The sequence below is a fragment of the Achromobacter pestifer genome (genome assembly GCF_902859625.1).
GTDB lineage: Bacteria > Pseudomonadota > Gammaproteobacteria > Burkholderiales > Burkholderiaceae_B > Achromobacter > Achromobacter pestifer.
Map to the genome: position 1 here is coordinate 193,119 of NZ_CADIJX010000006.1, position 13,314 is coordinate 206,432.

Here is a 13,314-nt window from a genome sequence, read left to right on the forward strand (position 1 = left end):
GGGGGCTCCGCGGCGGCGTTTTGTTGCATTTACTTTTCGATGTAGACGTCGTCGAACGATTCGTTCAAGCCAATGGCGGTCTTGACCAGGTTCTTCACGTTCGTGCGATACAGCGTGGGGAATTCCATGTCCACCAGGAAACCGTTGGCGACCTCATTGACCAACGTCGTCTGAAGCTTGGTGTAGAGCTCCTGGCGCTTGGCGGGATCGACTTCGGAAGCGGCGGTCTCCCACTGCTTGTCGGTCTCTGGGTTGCTATAGCCCTGCACGTTGGCGAAGGGCGAACCCTTGACGATGTTCGACGTGATGTACAGGCGCTGCACGCCCAGAGCGGGGTCGCCGTACTGGTAGGTGAAGGTCGTCGTCATGTCGAAATCCCAATTGCCCGTGCGGCTGGCCCAGCCGCCCGCGTCGGTCGACTCCAGATTGACCTTGAATCCCAGTTGCTCCAAGGCCTGCTTGGTGTATTCGCCCAGGCGATCCCAGGTCGAACCGTAGGGGAAGCTCAACTGGCGGATCGTATAGTCCTCGGGTTTGATCCCCGACTCCTTGATCAGCGCGCGGGCCTTCTTCATGTCGAACGGCATGGCCGGCATGTTCTTGTCATAGAACATCTCGGTCGTCACGAAGGGGCTGGTCGACACCTTGCCCAGGCCGAAGAAAATATTGTTGACGACCATGTTGCGGTTCATCGCCGCCATGACCGCCTGGCGCACCTTCAGGTTGTCGAAGGGCGGCTTGCGCATATTGAAGATCAGATAGGCCTGCGGCGAGAACATTTCCCAGCCCGCAGTGGTGTATTCCACCTTCGGCAAGGCGCGCAGGCGCTTGATGTCAACGTTGTCCACGTCGCCACCGCGCAACACATCCACGCTGCCACGTTCAAACGCCACCGCGCGCGAGGCCGCATCGGGGATCACGTTGAACACCAGTTCGTCCAGGTACGGCATGCCCGGCTTCCAGTAGTCGGGGTTGCGCGTCAGCTTGATGTATTCGCCGCGCTTCCATTCCTTGAACATGAACGGCCCCGTGCCCACCGGCTTCTGGTTGGCCGGATTGGTCATGTAGTCGGTGCCGGCGTAGAGGTGCTTGGGCATCATCGGCGCAAAGCCGGGTTCAAACATCAGCATGAATGCCGGGAAGGGCGTCTTCAGTTTGATGACGACAGTCTTGGCGTCGGGCGCCTGCACCGAGTCGACGAATTTATTCAGGATGACGCGGGCGCGAGCATGCGTCTTGGGCAGCATGTCCGCCAGCGAGAACACCACGTCTTCCGAGGTGAACGGTTTGCCGTCGTGCCACTTGACGTTGTCTTGAAGATGGAAGGTGTAGGTCAGGCCATCGGCGGCGGCTTCCCAGGATTTGGCCAGGCCCGGTTGCGGCTTCAGGTCGGTGGAGTAGGTCAACAGGCTTTCGTAAATCTTGCCGGCGACGAATTGCGTGGGGCCCTGTTGGTTGATGGCCGTGACGATGACGGGCGGCTCAGGCTGAACGATCATGTTCAATGTGCCGCCCTTGGTCTGAGCCAGGGCTTCTGTGGCGGGCAGCGCGGCCGCCAGGACCAATGCGCTGAGCTTCAAGGAGAACCATTTATTCGATTTCACTGCGAGCCTCCGGGCTGGAAAGGGACTGACAGGTGACCGCCGTTGCGCGGCGGATGCCGGGCAATAACAAGCAAACCTCGTGCCACCTGCATTTCTCAGGGGTACTACGGGTGAAGCCGCTACAACCATGCTTCATACAGGTGCTGGGTAAGGCGGCCGCGCACCATTGCGGCGAAATCGGTGGTGCTAGCGCGTGCTGTTGGCCCGCGCCACCATGGCGTCCAGCAGGACATTGCAGCCGGCTTCCAGATGCTCGGGCTGCGCGTCTTCAATCTCGTTGTGGCTGATGCCGTCCTTGCAGGGGACGAAGATCATCGCCGTGGGAGCGACTGCGGCCATGTAGACCGCGTCATGCCCCGCGCCGGTCACGATGTTCATGGCTGGCAACTGGCGGCTGGCGGCGCCCTGGCGAACCTTGTCCACCAGGTCGGCATCAAAGGGCGTGGGGCGGAAGTACTGCACGTCCTTCAGATCCACCTGCACGCCGTGCGCAACGGCGATGTCGTCGCAGGCGCGGCGCCACGCCTGATCCATGCGCGTGAGCGTGACTTCGTCTTCGTGGCGCAGATCGGCCGTGAACCGGACCTGGCCAGGAATGACGTTGCGCGAACCCGGATGGGCGTGGATTTCACCCACGGTGCCGCGCCCGTGCGGCTGGTGTGAATTCGCGATGTTGATCACCGCCTGCAACAGGAAACTGGCGGCGAACAGGGCGTCGCGGCGGATTGCCATCGGTGTGGGGCCCGCGTGCATTTCCATGCCTGTCACGGTGATGTCGTACCAGCGCAGGCCCAGCGATCCCGTCACGACCCCGATGACTTTTTCTTCATGTTCCAGGATCGGCCCTTGTTCGATATGCGCTTCAAAGTAGGCGTCGACGGGCCGCCCGCCAACGGGGTCCGCGCCCGCGTAGCCGATGGCCTGTAGTTCGTCGCGTACCGTGATGCCCTGCGCGTCGCGGGCGGACAGGGCGGTGTCCAGCGGAAACTTCCCCGCGAATACGCCGGACCCCATCATGACGGGCACGAAGCGCGATCCTTCCTCGTTGGTCCAGATGGCCACTTCCAGCGGCGCCTCGGTCTCGATGCCGGCATCGTTCAGCGTGCGCATGACTTCAAGTCCAGCCAGCACGCCGTAACAGCCATCGAACTTGCCGCCGGTGGGCTGGGTGTCAATGTGGCTGCCCGTCATGACGGGAGGCAGCTCGTTGTTGCGGCCGTTGCGCCGCGCGAAGATATTGCCCACCTGATCCACACGTACCGTCATGCCGGCCTCGCGCATCCAGCCGGTGACCAGATCGCGGCCCTGGCCGTCCAGCGCAGTCAGCGCCAGACGACAGTTGCCGCCCTTGGGCGTGGCGCCGATCCGCGCCAGATCCATCAGTGATTGCCACAGCCGCTTGCCGTTGATGGACAGGGAAGACGATGTCATGGGTAGCCTCGAAGGTCGGTGAAGGAATCGAAGTCTTCGCGCAAGCGCGCCAGGATGCCCAGCAAGTGCGTGTGCATGGCATGGCGCGCACGGATCGGGTCGCGCGCCGCGATGGCGGTCAGGATGCGCTGATGTTCGGCGTGGGCCGCGGCCCACGCCTGCGTGGTGACGAAGTAATCCTGCATGCGGCTGTACACCGGGCTGGCTTGGCTCAGGTTCCACAAATGGGCCACGGCCGAGGCCAGCGCGGCATTGCCGCAGGCGGTGGCGATGGCGCTGTGGAACTCGCGGTCGTGCCGGCCAGGGGAATCGGTCAAGGACATGTCCGCATGCGCGTCGCGGATGGCGGCGATCTGCGCTGGCGTGGCCTGGTGCGCGGCAAGCGCTGCGCATTCGGGTTCGATCAGCATTCGGGCTTCAAGCAGGTCGAAGGGGCCGATATCGTCCCGTTCCGCGGCACCCAGGCCGGCTGGGCCAGCAAGCGGCGGAAAGCCCGCGCCGTCGGGGGAAATGGTGACAAACACCCCCGAGCCGACGCGCACCTCCACATATCCCTCGATCTCCAACGCGATCAAGGCTTCGCGGATCGACGCCCGGCTCACCTGCAATTGTTCCGCCAATTCCCGTTCCGAAGGCAGCCTGGCGCCGCGGGCAAAATCGCCCGCCCGGATGCGGCCGGCGATCTGGTCGGCAATCATCCGATATAGACGGGTAGCAGCGACAGCCTGGAAGGTGCTCATGGTGTGATGGGCGGGATCATGGCCTGGTGGTCAGGCCACCAATATAGGCATGCTGTCATTGAAATAGAAGGGAAATATCGGGAATTCAGGGAAAACGATCTCAGGGATTCCACGTCTTCCTATCAAGTGGTCAGGCCAGTTAGGAACGTGTGGCGTGTCGCCCGCGCTTTACAGTTTTTGAACAATTGCCGAACAAAACCCTCGGCCCTGCCTTCCTGCCCAAATCGATAATTCCCCGGCCCAATGTCGGGCAGGCAAGGCGGCCCCGCCAGAGATGATGGTGCGGGCGCGGGGAGATGCGGGTGGGGATGCGTGCGACAAGAGCGATCCGGCGGGATGGGTGGCGGATCAGCGTGGGATTGCTGGTGTTCGCGCTGTTGTGGCTGCTGTTGCTGGATCGTGGAACGCTGGCTCCACCCACCGACAATATCGAGCAACTGACCTGGGTGCGCAGCCTGGAATGGGGCTACTACAAGCACCCACCCTTGCCAACGTGGCTGCTGTGGCCGGTGGTGCGCGTTATGGGGTGGTCGCCCTGGGCGACCTATGTCGCCGGCGCGTTGTGCACGCTAGGGGCCTTTGCACTGTTATGGCGTTTCCTGCGCGAACTGCGCGGCCGCACCTACGCCGTGACCGCCTTGTTGGCGGGGTTGTGCGTCACCTTCTATAACGGCCGGCTGTACTTCTACAACCATGAGATCGTGCTGATTCCGTTGGTGGTCGGCTGCGCGGTGGGGTGCTGGAAGGCCTACACCACGCGGCGCATCGGCTGGTGGATTGTGCTGGGCATCTGCCTGGGGCTGGGGGCATTGGCCAAATACCAGATCGTGGTGGCGGGCGTGGCGGTGCTGGTCTTCTGGCTTAGTCAGCGGGGCTGGCGCGATCCCATGCAGGTGTTCGGTCTGCAAGTGGCGGGATTGACGGCGCTGGCGGTGTTCTCGCCGCATCTGGTCTGGCTGGTTGCCCACGACTTTGAATCCTTGGGCTATGCCATGTCGTCGTCATTGGCGGCCAGTTTGACCTGGCCCGCCCGCGTGCACGAGGTGGCACGGTGGTGGGGCGACCAGATGCTGAATCGCGCCATGCCTGCATGGGTACTGCTGGCGGTGTTGTGGCTGCTGGCACGGTGCAGGCAGTCCGCACCAGTCCACCCCGGTGTACCGGCGGGCGCACCCGCCGACCCAAGCCGCGCGTTTCTGTTGATCTTTGGCTTTACGCCATTGGTCTTCGTCAGCGTCATGACGCTGGCCACCGGGTCGCACATTCAACTGCATTGGGGCACGCCTTATCTGTTGTTCGTGGTGCCCGCGGTGATGGAGCTTTGGCGGGGTTGCGCAGGGTGGAGACAGATCAGGCCGCGCGAAGCCGTGGTGGTTTTCATGCTGATTCAAATGCTGCTGATGGCGCGCGTGGAATTGACCTCGCCTACGGGGGCGGGCCTGGCGCGGCGAGCGGCGGATTGGCGGTACTTCGATTCCCAGGCATTGGCGCAGATCCTGCATGACCCCGCAATGCGCGAGCTCGGTGGGCCGATCAGGGTGATATCGGGGCCTTGGGCCGAAGCGGGGGCGCTGGCTTTGCGGCTGCCCGAACAACCTTTTGTGCTGATTGACGGGCAGCCCTGGACCAGTCCCTGGGTGCCCGCCGGGCTGGCGAGGGCGTGTGGGGTGCTGGAACTGAGCCTGAACAACCGTCTTGAAGGTTTTGCGCCGGTTGGCGCGGCATTTCCCGCGCTGTACTGGCGGGTGCTGGCGCCCGGCGGGGCGTGCCAGACGGGTGGGTAAGCGTGGCTTACTGCGCGTCGCTGCCGGGTTCGGGTGTTTGCGTGAAGGCGCGCACCAGGCGGGCAATGCCGTCCAATTCGTCGCGTGCGCCCACGACCCATTCCGGCGTTTCAAACGGGCTGTCGGATGGCGCCTGATCCATGCCGGCCTTCAGGTCGTTCAGCAGTTCCAGCGCCATGTCGGTCGCCTGGGGGCTGCTGCGGGTGGAAAGAGCGATGGCAATCGCCAACGCCTGGCGCATGGCCAGCAAGCGGCCGTCCAGTTCAGTGTCCATGAGGTGTGTCCTTGTTTCGCATCGTGAATGAATGCATTTTAAGGGTCGTACCGCCGTGCGCATGCGCTGGGGGCAAGGTTTGCGCAAGATCAAGGTGGCCGGGGCGGCACAGGCGAATAATTCAGGGTATGCAAGCCGCCCTACGCCCTCTCGTTTCAGATTCGCCGGCTCCTGCCGCCGCCGAGCCCTTTTTTCCGCCCCAATTGCTGGCCAGGCTGGATAAGAACGGGCCGCGTTACACCTCTTATCCCACGGCTGATCGCTATCACGGCGGCTTCGGAGAAGCGGACTACCGTCGGGCCTTGCAGCAGCGGCGCGCGACAAGCCCACAGGAACCCTTGTCCCTGTACGTGCATATTCCGTTTTGTGAATCAGTCTGCTACTACTGCGCCTGTAACAAGGTGGTGACGCGCCATCATGAACGGGCGGCCCGCTACCTCGATGCGCTGGCGCGAGAAATCGCGTTGCATGTGCAGGAACTAGGCTCGGGTGTGCCCGTGTCGCAACTGCACTTCGGCGGCGGTACGCCCACCTTCCTGTCCGACGAGGAATTGAGCCGGCTGATGCAAGACTTGCGGGAAGGCTTCCGCTTTGAGCCGGACGCGGAAATCTCGATTGAAGTCGATCCACGCACCGCCACCCCCGCGCGCTTGGCCCATTTGCGCCAATTGGGCTTCAACCGGCTGAGTTTCGGGGTGCAGGACTTCGACGAAAAGGTGCAAGTGGCGGTGCATCGCGTGCAGTCCTTCGACGACGTTCGGACGTTGATGCAAAGTGCCAGAGCGCTGGGCTATGACTCGATCAATGTGGACTTGATCTACGGCCTGCCTTTGCAGACAACCGAATCGTTTGCGCGCACGATTGCGCAGGTGGTGACGCTGCGGCCTGACCGCATCGCGTTGTATGCCTACGCGCATCTGCCGGAGCGCTTCAAGCCGCAGCGTCGCATCAATGAAGCGGACTTGCCCGATCGCGCGACTCGTGTCGGCTTGCTGAGCTCGGCCATCGACGGCTTTTTGCAGCAGGGTTACACCTATATCGGGATGGACCATTTCGCGCTGAACACGGATGCGCTGGCCGTTGCCAGGCAGCGGGGCGAACTGCACCGCAACTTCCAGGGCTACAGCACGCAGCCCGATCGCGATCTGGTTGCGCTGGGTGTGTCGGCGATTGGCCGTATAGGCAATACCTACAGCCAGAATGCCAAGGTGCTGGACGAGTATTACGCCGCCATGGAAGCAGGGCGCTTCGCGGTGGAGCGCGGGCTGGCACTCAACGCCGATGACTTGGTGCGGCGCGAGGTCATCATGGACATCATGTGCCAGGGCCGCGTGGATTTTGCCAGGATCGAAGAACGCCATGGCCTGCGCTTCGGCGACTATTTCAGCCGCGAATTGCTGCAAATGGCCAACCTGGCCGAATTGGGCCTGGTGAACCTGCGCACGAGCGAAGTCCAGGTGACCGGGCTGGGTTGGTACTTCGTGCGGGCCGTTGCCATGGCCTTTGACGGGTACCTGGGCAGTGTCAGCAGTGGCGCCAGCTATTCCCGCATTATCTGATTCTGAACCTTGAGCCCTGAGCCCTGAGCCTTGAGCTCAGAGCTCTGGGCTCTGGGCTCTGCGCCTTCGCCACCGCGTGGGCGTCCGGTCATTCGGCGAATTTTTCACGCAAGTACAACGCCAGCGACAGGTCGTCCACCAGTTGCAGCTTGCGCATGGCGCGGCGCTTGTGCGTGCTGATGGTCTTTTTGCTGCGCATCAGCCGTTCCGCGATTTGCGTCACGGACAATCCCTGGCTGATATGGCGCAGGATTTCGACTTCCGATGTGGTCAACAGCGCGTGCGGGTGTGTGGGCTGAAGGGGGGTTATCTTGCCCTCAACCACCGACAGGAAGGCATCCTTGCCGCTCAGCACGCCGCGGATCATGTCCGGCAGCAGATACATGCCCCACTGTTTTGCCAGATAGCCGTTAGCGCCCGCGCGAAAGGCGGCATATTGTGTTTCGTGGCGGTTGCCGGCTGAAAACGTGATGATCGCCAGCGTAGGGTGGTAACGGCGCAGACGGCGCAGAAGATTGACGCCATCCCAGGGTTCCTGCGGCAGGTAGAAATCAATCAGGGCCACGTCACAGGGTGAATGGCTTAGCTTTTCCAGCAGGGAGCGGGCCGATGTTTCCCGATGGATCACGCGGAAATCCGGCCGACTTTCCAGGAACGCGGCGACGCCCAGCGCCACGACCGGATGGTCGTCCAGAACGGCCACCCGGATGACCGGAGGCGGGCGCGACAGCAGCAGGTGCCGACGGGCGCCAGGGCGATCACCGCTGTCGGCGCCCCGTGGGGGAGCTGAAAAGAATGACGCCTTGGTCACAGGCGTTGAAACAGGTTTCATCGATGCCCCACCAGCCGGTAAAAGGAACGTAGGCGACGATTTCGGCCGGTTGAAGGCGAAATCGGGCGCAAGCGTCGCCGTTAGTCTGAAATTTGCGAGGGCAGATTACGTTTTCGTATGGCTGTAGGGTGCGGAAACGCGCCAAAATCAGACCGTTGCACCCTTGGCCTGATAATGAGCACACGCATGCCCAAGAAGATTCTGGTGTTAGGCCGCGATGGCCAACTGGGCTTTGAGCTAAGGCGCAGCCTTGCGCCCCTGGGCGATGTCGTGGCGGTGGGCCGGAGCGAATGCGACCTGATCTATCCGTTGCAACTGGCGCGGCTGGTCCGTCGGGAAAAACCCAACGTCATCGTCAATGCCGCCGCGCTGACGGCGGTGGAGCGCGCTGAGGAAGATGTGGTGCGAGCCATGCGGATCAACGGTGAGGCCGCGGGTGAGCTTGCGGCCCTGGCGGCAAGCCGGGGTGCGCTGATTGTTCATTACTCGTCCGACTACGTGTTTGATGGCACCAAGCCGGAACCCTATGTGGAGACGGACGTGCCCGCGCCCTTGAATGCCTATGGCCGTAGCAAGCTGGCAGGTGAGCGGGCCGTTCAGGCCATGAACCCGGCCCATCTGGTGTTCCGCACGTCGTGGATATACGGCGTGTTCGGCAACAGCTTCCTGAAATCCATGTTGATGGCCTTGCGTCAGCCGGAGCCCTTGCGCGTCGTCAGCGACCAATATGGCGCCCCGACCGGGGCGGCATTCATTGCCGACGTGACGGCGTTGGCCGTGGCGCGCTATTTATACGAAGAGGCCAGTTTCCCGTTCGGGCTGTACCACTTGGCGGCTGCGGGCCGGACGACCTGGCACGAATACGCTTGTTATGTGGCGCAACAGGCGCGGACAGCGGGCCTGCCCATCACGCTGACGCCGGCTGACATCCAGCCGGTTCTTTCCAACCAGTATCCGGGCACGGCGCGCAGGCCCTTGAACTCCTGCCTGGATACCGGTCTGCTCACGCAGCATTTTGGAATTCGCTCCCCGCCATGGCAGGACGGCGTTCGGCATGTGCTGGCTGCCATCGCGGGGAGCCGTAACCTTGCGTGAAACGCGCGGCTTGTCTCGCTTAAGCCACGAAAAGGACACAAATGGTGCTACAATCAGCAACGATAAACGCAATTAGTCCGTAGGCCTTGATTGCGCAACATTGCTCCGCGCCGCCTCGGGCGCGTACCAACAGGCTTAGAATCATGTTTTTCCCGCTGGCACGAACTACGACCCGGAACTTTCGCCCTATGTCGCGTTAGTTTTTCGTGCGTCGGGTTTCACCGTGTCAGGTCAGCGGTAGGACTCAGCAAGACAACCAATAGAACGCGGCTCTCAGGCCGCGTTTGTCGTTTCTGTTTTTCGTTTTTTAGTTCCAAGAACCCCAGGAAGCACTCCCGATGGTACAGATCACATTGCCCGATGGTTCGCAGCGCCAATATCCGGGACCGGTAACGGTTGCCGAAGTGGCTCAATCGATCGGTACGGGCCTGGCCAAGGCCGCCTTGGGCGGCCGCGTGACGGTTGAAGGTTCGGAATCCAAGCTGGTCGACACCAGCTTCCGCATCGAAGGCGATGCGCGCCTGGCAATCGTGACCGCCAAGGACGCTGACGGCCTGGATCTGATCCGCCACTCCACGGCTCACTTGTTGGCCTATGCCGTCAAGGAGCTGTTCCCGGACGCCCAGGTCACCATCGGCCCCGTGATCGACAACGGCTTCTACTACGACTTCTCGTACAAGCGCCCGTTCACCCCTGAAGACCTGGTCGCCATCGAAAAGAAGATGGCGGAACTGGCCAAGAAGGACGAAGTCGTCACGCGCGAAGAATGGTCGCGCGACGACGCCGTTGAATTTTTCAAGGGCATTGGCGAAAAGTACAAGGCCGAGATCATCGCTTCGATTCCCTCGAACGAGCCGCTCAGCCTGTACCGCGAAGGCGACTTCGTCGACCTTTGCCGCGGCCCTCACGTGCCGTCCACGGGCAAGCTGAAGGTCTTCAAGCTGATGAAGGTGGCCGGCGCCTATTGGCGCGGCGACAGCAAGAACGAGATGCTCCAGCGCATCTACGGCACCGCCTGGGCGACCAAGGAAGAACAGGAAGCCTACCTGCACATGCTGGAAGAGGCCGAGCGCCGCGACCACCGCAAGATTGGCCGCGAACTTGACCTGTTCCACTTCCAGGACGAAGCCCCGGGCCTGATTTTCTGGCACCCCAAGGGTTGGGCCTTGTGGCAGCAGGTCGAGCAATACATGCGCGCCGTCTACAACAACAACGGCTACCAGGAAGTCAAAGCGCCGCAGATTCTTGATCTGTCGTTGTGGAAGAAGACGGGCCACTGGGACAACTATCGTGAAAACATGTTCACGACGGAGTCCGAGAACCGCGTTTACGGCCTGAAGCCGATGAACTGCCCGGGTCACGTGCAGATCTTCAATTCTGGCCTGCATTCCTATCGCGAGCTGCCGTTGCGCTACGGTGAATTCGGCCAGTGCCACCGCAATGAACCCTCGGGTTCCTTGCACGGCATGATGCGCGTGCGCGGTTTCACGCAGGACGACGGCCACATTTTCTGTACCGAAGAACAGCTTCAAGACGAATGCGCCGACTTCACGGCCTTGTTGCAGAAGGTCTACCGCGACTTCGGCTTCACCGAAGTGCTGTACAAGGTGGCTACCCGTCCTGAAAAGCGTATCGGCTCGGACGAAGTTTGGGATACGGCCGAGCAGGCGCTGATGGAAAGCTTGCGCCGCACGGGATGCGAATTCGAGATTTCGCCGGGAGAGGGCGCGTTTTACGGCCCGAAGGTGGAATACACGCTGAAGGACGCCATCGGCCGTCACTGGCAATGCGGTACGATCCAGGTCGACTTCTCCATGCCCGTGCGCCTGGGCGCCGAGTACGTGGACCAGAACGACCAGCGCCGCCCGCCGGTCATGCTGCACCGTGCAATCCTCGGTTCGCTTGAGCGTTTTATCGGCATGTTGATCGAAAACCATGCCGGCGCCATGCCTCCTTGGCTGTCCCCGGTGCAAGCTGTCGTATGCTGCATTTCTGAACCTTCGGCCGATTATGCGGCTGAAATCACACAAAGCCTGAAAAAACAAGGCTTTAGAGTAGAGTCCGATTTGCGTGGTGAAAAAATCACTCGTAAAATTCGGGAGCACAGCCTGCAAAAGGTGCCGTACATTCTTGTCGTCGGCGACAAGGAGAAGCAAAACGGCACCGTAGCCGTACGCGGTCTGGGCGGATTGGACCTTGGCGCCATCGCATACGACGAGTTCGTCGCGCGATTGTCCGAGGATGTGTCCACCCGTCGCGACGTCAATCAACCTGATAGCAGTGCTGCTTAACATTTCTAGGAGCTTTCAACATCGCCACTGAAAAAGCCAATCGCATCAACGGTGAAATCCGCGTCCCCGAGGTGCGCCTGATAGGTCTGGAAGGGGAACAACTGGGCATCGTCAAGATCGCCGATGCGTTCCGTCTTTCCGAGCAAAGCGACGTGGATCTGGTGGAAATCGCGCCGAACGCCGAGCCGCCGGTCTGCCGTTTGATGGACTACGGTAAGTTCAAGTACCAAGAGCAGAAGCGCCAAGCCGAAGCTCGTTCCAAGCAGAAGGTCATCCAGGTCAAGGAAGTCAAATTCCGTCCGGCCACCGACGAGGGCGACTACCAAGTCAAGCTGCGCAACCTGCGCCGCTTCCTCGAAGAGGGCGACAAGGCCAAGGTGACGCTGCGTTTCCGTGGCCGTGAAATGGCTCACCAGGAACTCGGTATGCGGGTGCTTGAACGTGTGCGCGACGATCTGCTGGAACTTGCCCAGGTCGAAGCCATGCCGAAGCTCGAAGGCCGTCAGATGGTCATGGTGCTGGCGCCCAAGAAGAAGGTCGTGCCTGTTGGCAAGCCTGAATCCGCGGCCTGAGTTCCAGCCTTAGCCTTCCCTGCAAGGCTGGGCCGCTCCGCTTCCCACCCGCCGTCCATTCTGTGTTCGGCGGGTTCGCTTATTGGGCGGCTCTGCGCTACGATGTCATAAAGCCGCCTTCCCGCCAGGGAAGGCGGCGTACGTTCGGGGTGTCGCGATGCATGTTTTGTTCGTTTTGGATCCCTTGCCGCTGCTAAAAGCGTACAAGGACAGTTCTGTCGCCATGATGCGTGCCTTGGTGGCGCGCGGTCACACGCTTAGCGTGGCCATGCAGGGTGACCTTTACATCGAAGCGGGCGTCGTCAAAGCCGTCACCACGCCGATCGCGCTGGTGGCCGATGCCGACCTGCACGGCCATGACTGGTGGACGGAATCTCCCGCCCAGGATCTGCCTTTGGCGGATTTCGGTGCGGTGATCATGCGTAAAGACCCGCCTTTCGACATGGAATACGTGTATTCCACGCATCTGCTCGAATACGCCGAAGCGCAAGGCGCCCGGGTGTTCAACAGCGGCGCGGCCATTCGCAACCATCCCGAAAAGCTGGCCATCACCGAGATCAGCGAGTTCACCGCGCCCACGCTGGTGACCCGCAACATGGCTCGTCTGAAAGCGTTTCACGACACCCATCACGATGTGATCGTGAAGCCGCTGGACGGCATGGGCGGCACGGGTGTGTTCCGCTTGCAGCCCAAGGATCCCAACCTGAACGCCATCCTGGAAACGCTGACCGACAACGGCGCGCGCACCATCATGGCTCAGCGTTATATCCCCGATATCGTGAAGGGCGACAAACGCATCCTGCTGATTGGCGGCGTGCCGGTGCCGTACTCGCTGGCGCGCATCCCGCTGGCCGGCGAAACGCGCGGCAATCTGGCCGCTGGCGGTCGTGGCGTTGCGCAGGAGCTATCCGCGCGCGACCGTGAAATCGCCGAAGCCGTGGCGCCCAAGCTGGCCGCGCGCGGCCTGCTGCTGGTCGGCCTGGACGTTATTGGCGATTTCGTCACTGAAGTGAATGTCACCAGCCCCACCTGTTTCGTAGAGATCGCCGAGCAGACCGGTTTTGATGTCGCGGGCATGTTCGTCCAGGCGCTTGAAAGCGCCGTGGCGACCACTGCCGCCGCGGCCTGACCC

The 13,314-nt window shown here is 61.9% G+C and carries 11 protein-coding genes; 6 read left to right on the top strand and 5 right to left on the bottom strand.

The genetic code is table 11. The features are described 5' to 3' along the window. Positions 1-29: 29 nt before the first annotated feature. The 3 genes from HV753_RS22690 to HV753_RS22700 all read right to left on the bottom strand — a co-directional run bounded on the left by HV753_RS22690 (position 30) and on the right by HV753_RS22700 (position 3,775). Positions 30-1,604, bottom strand: coding sequence for an ABC transporter substrate-binding protein (locus HV753_RS22690; protein ID WP_175176837.1), 1,575 nt, complete (start codon positions 1,602-1,604; stop codon positions 30-32). A 186-nt stretch (positions 1,605-1,790) separates the two neighbouring features. Then, entirely contained in the window at positions 1,791-3,035 is a 1,245-nt protein-coding gene (locus tag HV753_RS22695; RefSeq protein WP_175176838.1) for a Zn-dependent hydrolase, read from the bottom strand. After that, positions 3,032-3,775: a FadR/GntR family transcriptional regulator gene (locus tag HV753_RS22700; RefSeq protein WP_175176839.1), complete on the bottom strand. Its 744-nt coding sequence runs from the start codon at positions 3,773-3,775 to the stop codon at positions 3,032-3,034. Before HV753_RS22700 ends, HV753_RS22695 begins: the two co-directional genes overlap by 4 nt. A gap of 308 nt (positions 3,776-4,083) precedes the next feature. On the opposite strand from HV753_RS22700, the gene HV753_RS22705 reads away from it, so the two are divergent. Further along, entirely contained in the window at positions 4,084-5,559 is a 1,476-nt protein-coding gene (locus HV753_RS22705; RefSeq protein ID WP_175176840.1) for a glycosyltransferase family 39 protein, read from the top strand. A gap of 7 nt (positions 5,560-5,566) precedes the next feature. Here HV753_RS22705 and HV753_RS22710 read toward each other — a convergent pair whose 3' ends face one another. Next, positions 5,567-5,833, bottom strand: coding sequence for a hypothetical protein (locus HV753_RS22710; protein WP_175176841.1), 267 nt, complete (start codon positions 5,831-5,833; stop codon positions 5,567-5,569). A gap of 128 nt (positions 5,834-5,961) precedes the next feature. Between HV753_RS22710 and hemN the strand changes: the two genes are divergently transcribed. Next, the gene (hemN, locus tag HV753_RS22715; RefSeq protein WP_175176842.1) at positions 5,962-7,392 is read left to right on the top strand and encodes an oxygen-independent coproporphyrinogen III oxidase; all 1,431 of its coding nucleotides are present in this window, start codon (positions 5,962-5,964) and stop codon (positions 7,390-7,392) included. Between the two features lie 88 nt (positions 7,393-7,480). Here the strand turns inward: hemN and HV753_RS22720 are convergent, their stop codons facing one another. Next, positions 7,481-8,224, bottom strand: coding sequence for a response regulator (locus HV753_RS22720; RefSeq protein ID WP_175176843.1), 744 nt, complete (start codon positions 8,222-8,224; stop codon positions 7,481-7,483). Positions 8,225-8,410: 186 nt separating this feature from the next. Between HV753_RS22720 and rfbD the strand changes: the two genes are divergently transcribed. The 4 genes from rfbD to gshB all read left to right on the top strand — a co-directional run bounded on the left by rfbD (position 8,411) and on the right by gshB (position 13,311). Further along, the gene (gene rfbD, locus HV753_RS22725) at positions 8,411-9,319 is read left to right on the top strand and encodes a dTDP-4-dehydrorhamnose reductase (RefSeq protein WP_175176844.1); all 909 of its coding nucleotides are present in this window, start codon (positions 8,411-8,413) and stop codon (positions 9,317-9,319) included. 338 nt (positions 9,320-9,657) lie between these two features. After that, the gene (gene thrS, locus HV753_RS22730) at positions 9,658-11,610 is read left to right on the top strand and encodes a threonine--tRNA ligase (protein WP_175176845.1); all 1,953 of its coding nucleotides are present in this window, start codon (positions 9,658-9,660) and stop codon (positions 11,608-11,610) included. Between the two features lie 20 nt (positions 11,611-11,630). After that, a complete protein-coding gene (gene infC, locus HV753_RS22735) occupies positions 11,631-12,182 on the top strand; it encodes a translation initiation factor IF-3 (RefSeq protein ID WP_175176975.1) in 552 nt (183 codons plus the stop codon). Between the two features lie 157 nt (positions 12,183-12,339). Then, positions 12,340-13,311: a glutathione synthase gene (gene gshB, locus HV753_RS22740; RefSeq protein ID WP_175176846.1), complete on the top strand. Its 972-nt coding sequence runs from the start codon at positions 12,340-12,342 to the stop codon at positions 13,309-13,311. The last annotated feature ends 3 nt before the right edge of the window (positions 13,312-13,314 follow it).

Coding starts and splice junctions, on each gene's coding strand:
- thrS (WP_175176845.1), top strand. CDS start 9,658: ATGGTACAGATCACATTGCCCGATGGTTCGCAGCGCCAATATCCGGGA.
- HV753_RS22720 (WP_175176843.1), bottom strand. CDS start 8,224: ATGAAACCTGTTTCAACGCCTGTGACCAAGGCGTCATTCTTTTCAGCT.
- rfbD (WP_175176844.1), top strand. CDS start 8,411: ATGCCCAAGAAGATTCTGGTGTTAGGCCGCGATGGCCAACTGGGCTTT.
- HV753_RS22700 (WP_175176839.1), bottom strand. CDS start 3,775: ATGAGCACCTTCCAGGCTGTCGCTGCTACCCGTCTATATCGGATGATT.
- gshB (WP_175176846.1), top strand. CDS start 12,340: ATGCATGTTTTGTTCGTTTTGGATCCCTTGCCGCTGCTAAAAGCGTAC.
- HV753_RS22705 (WP_175176840.1), top strand. CDS start 4,084: ATGCGTGCGACAAGAGCGATCCGGCGGGATGGGTGGCGGATCAGCGTG.
- HV753_RS22710 (WP_175176841.1), bottom strand. CDS start 5,833: ATGGACACTGAACTGGACGGCCGCTTGCTGGCCATGCGCCAGGCGTTG.
- HV753_RS22695 (WP_175176838.1), bottom strand. CDS start 3,035: ATGACATCGTCTTCCCTGTCCATCAACGGCAAGCGGCTGTGGCAATCA.
- hemN (WP_175176842.1), top strand. CDS start 5,962: ATGCAAGCCGCCCTACGCCCTCTCGTTTCAGATTCGCCGGCTCCTGCC.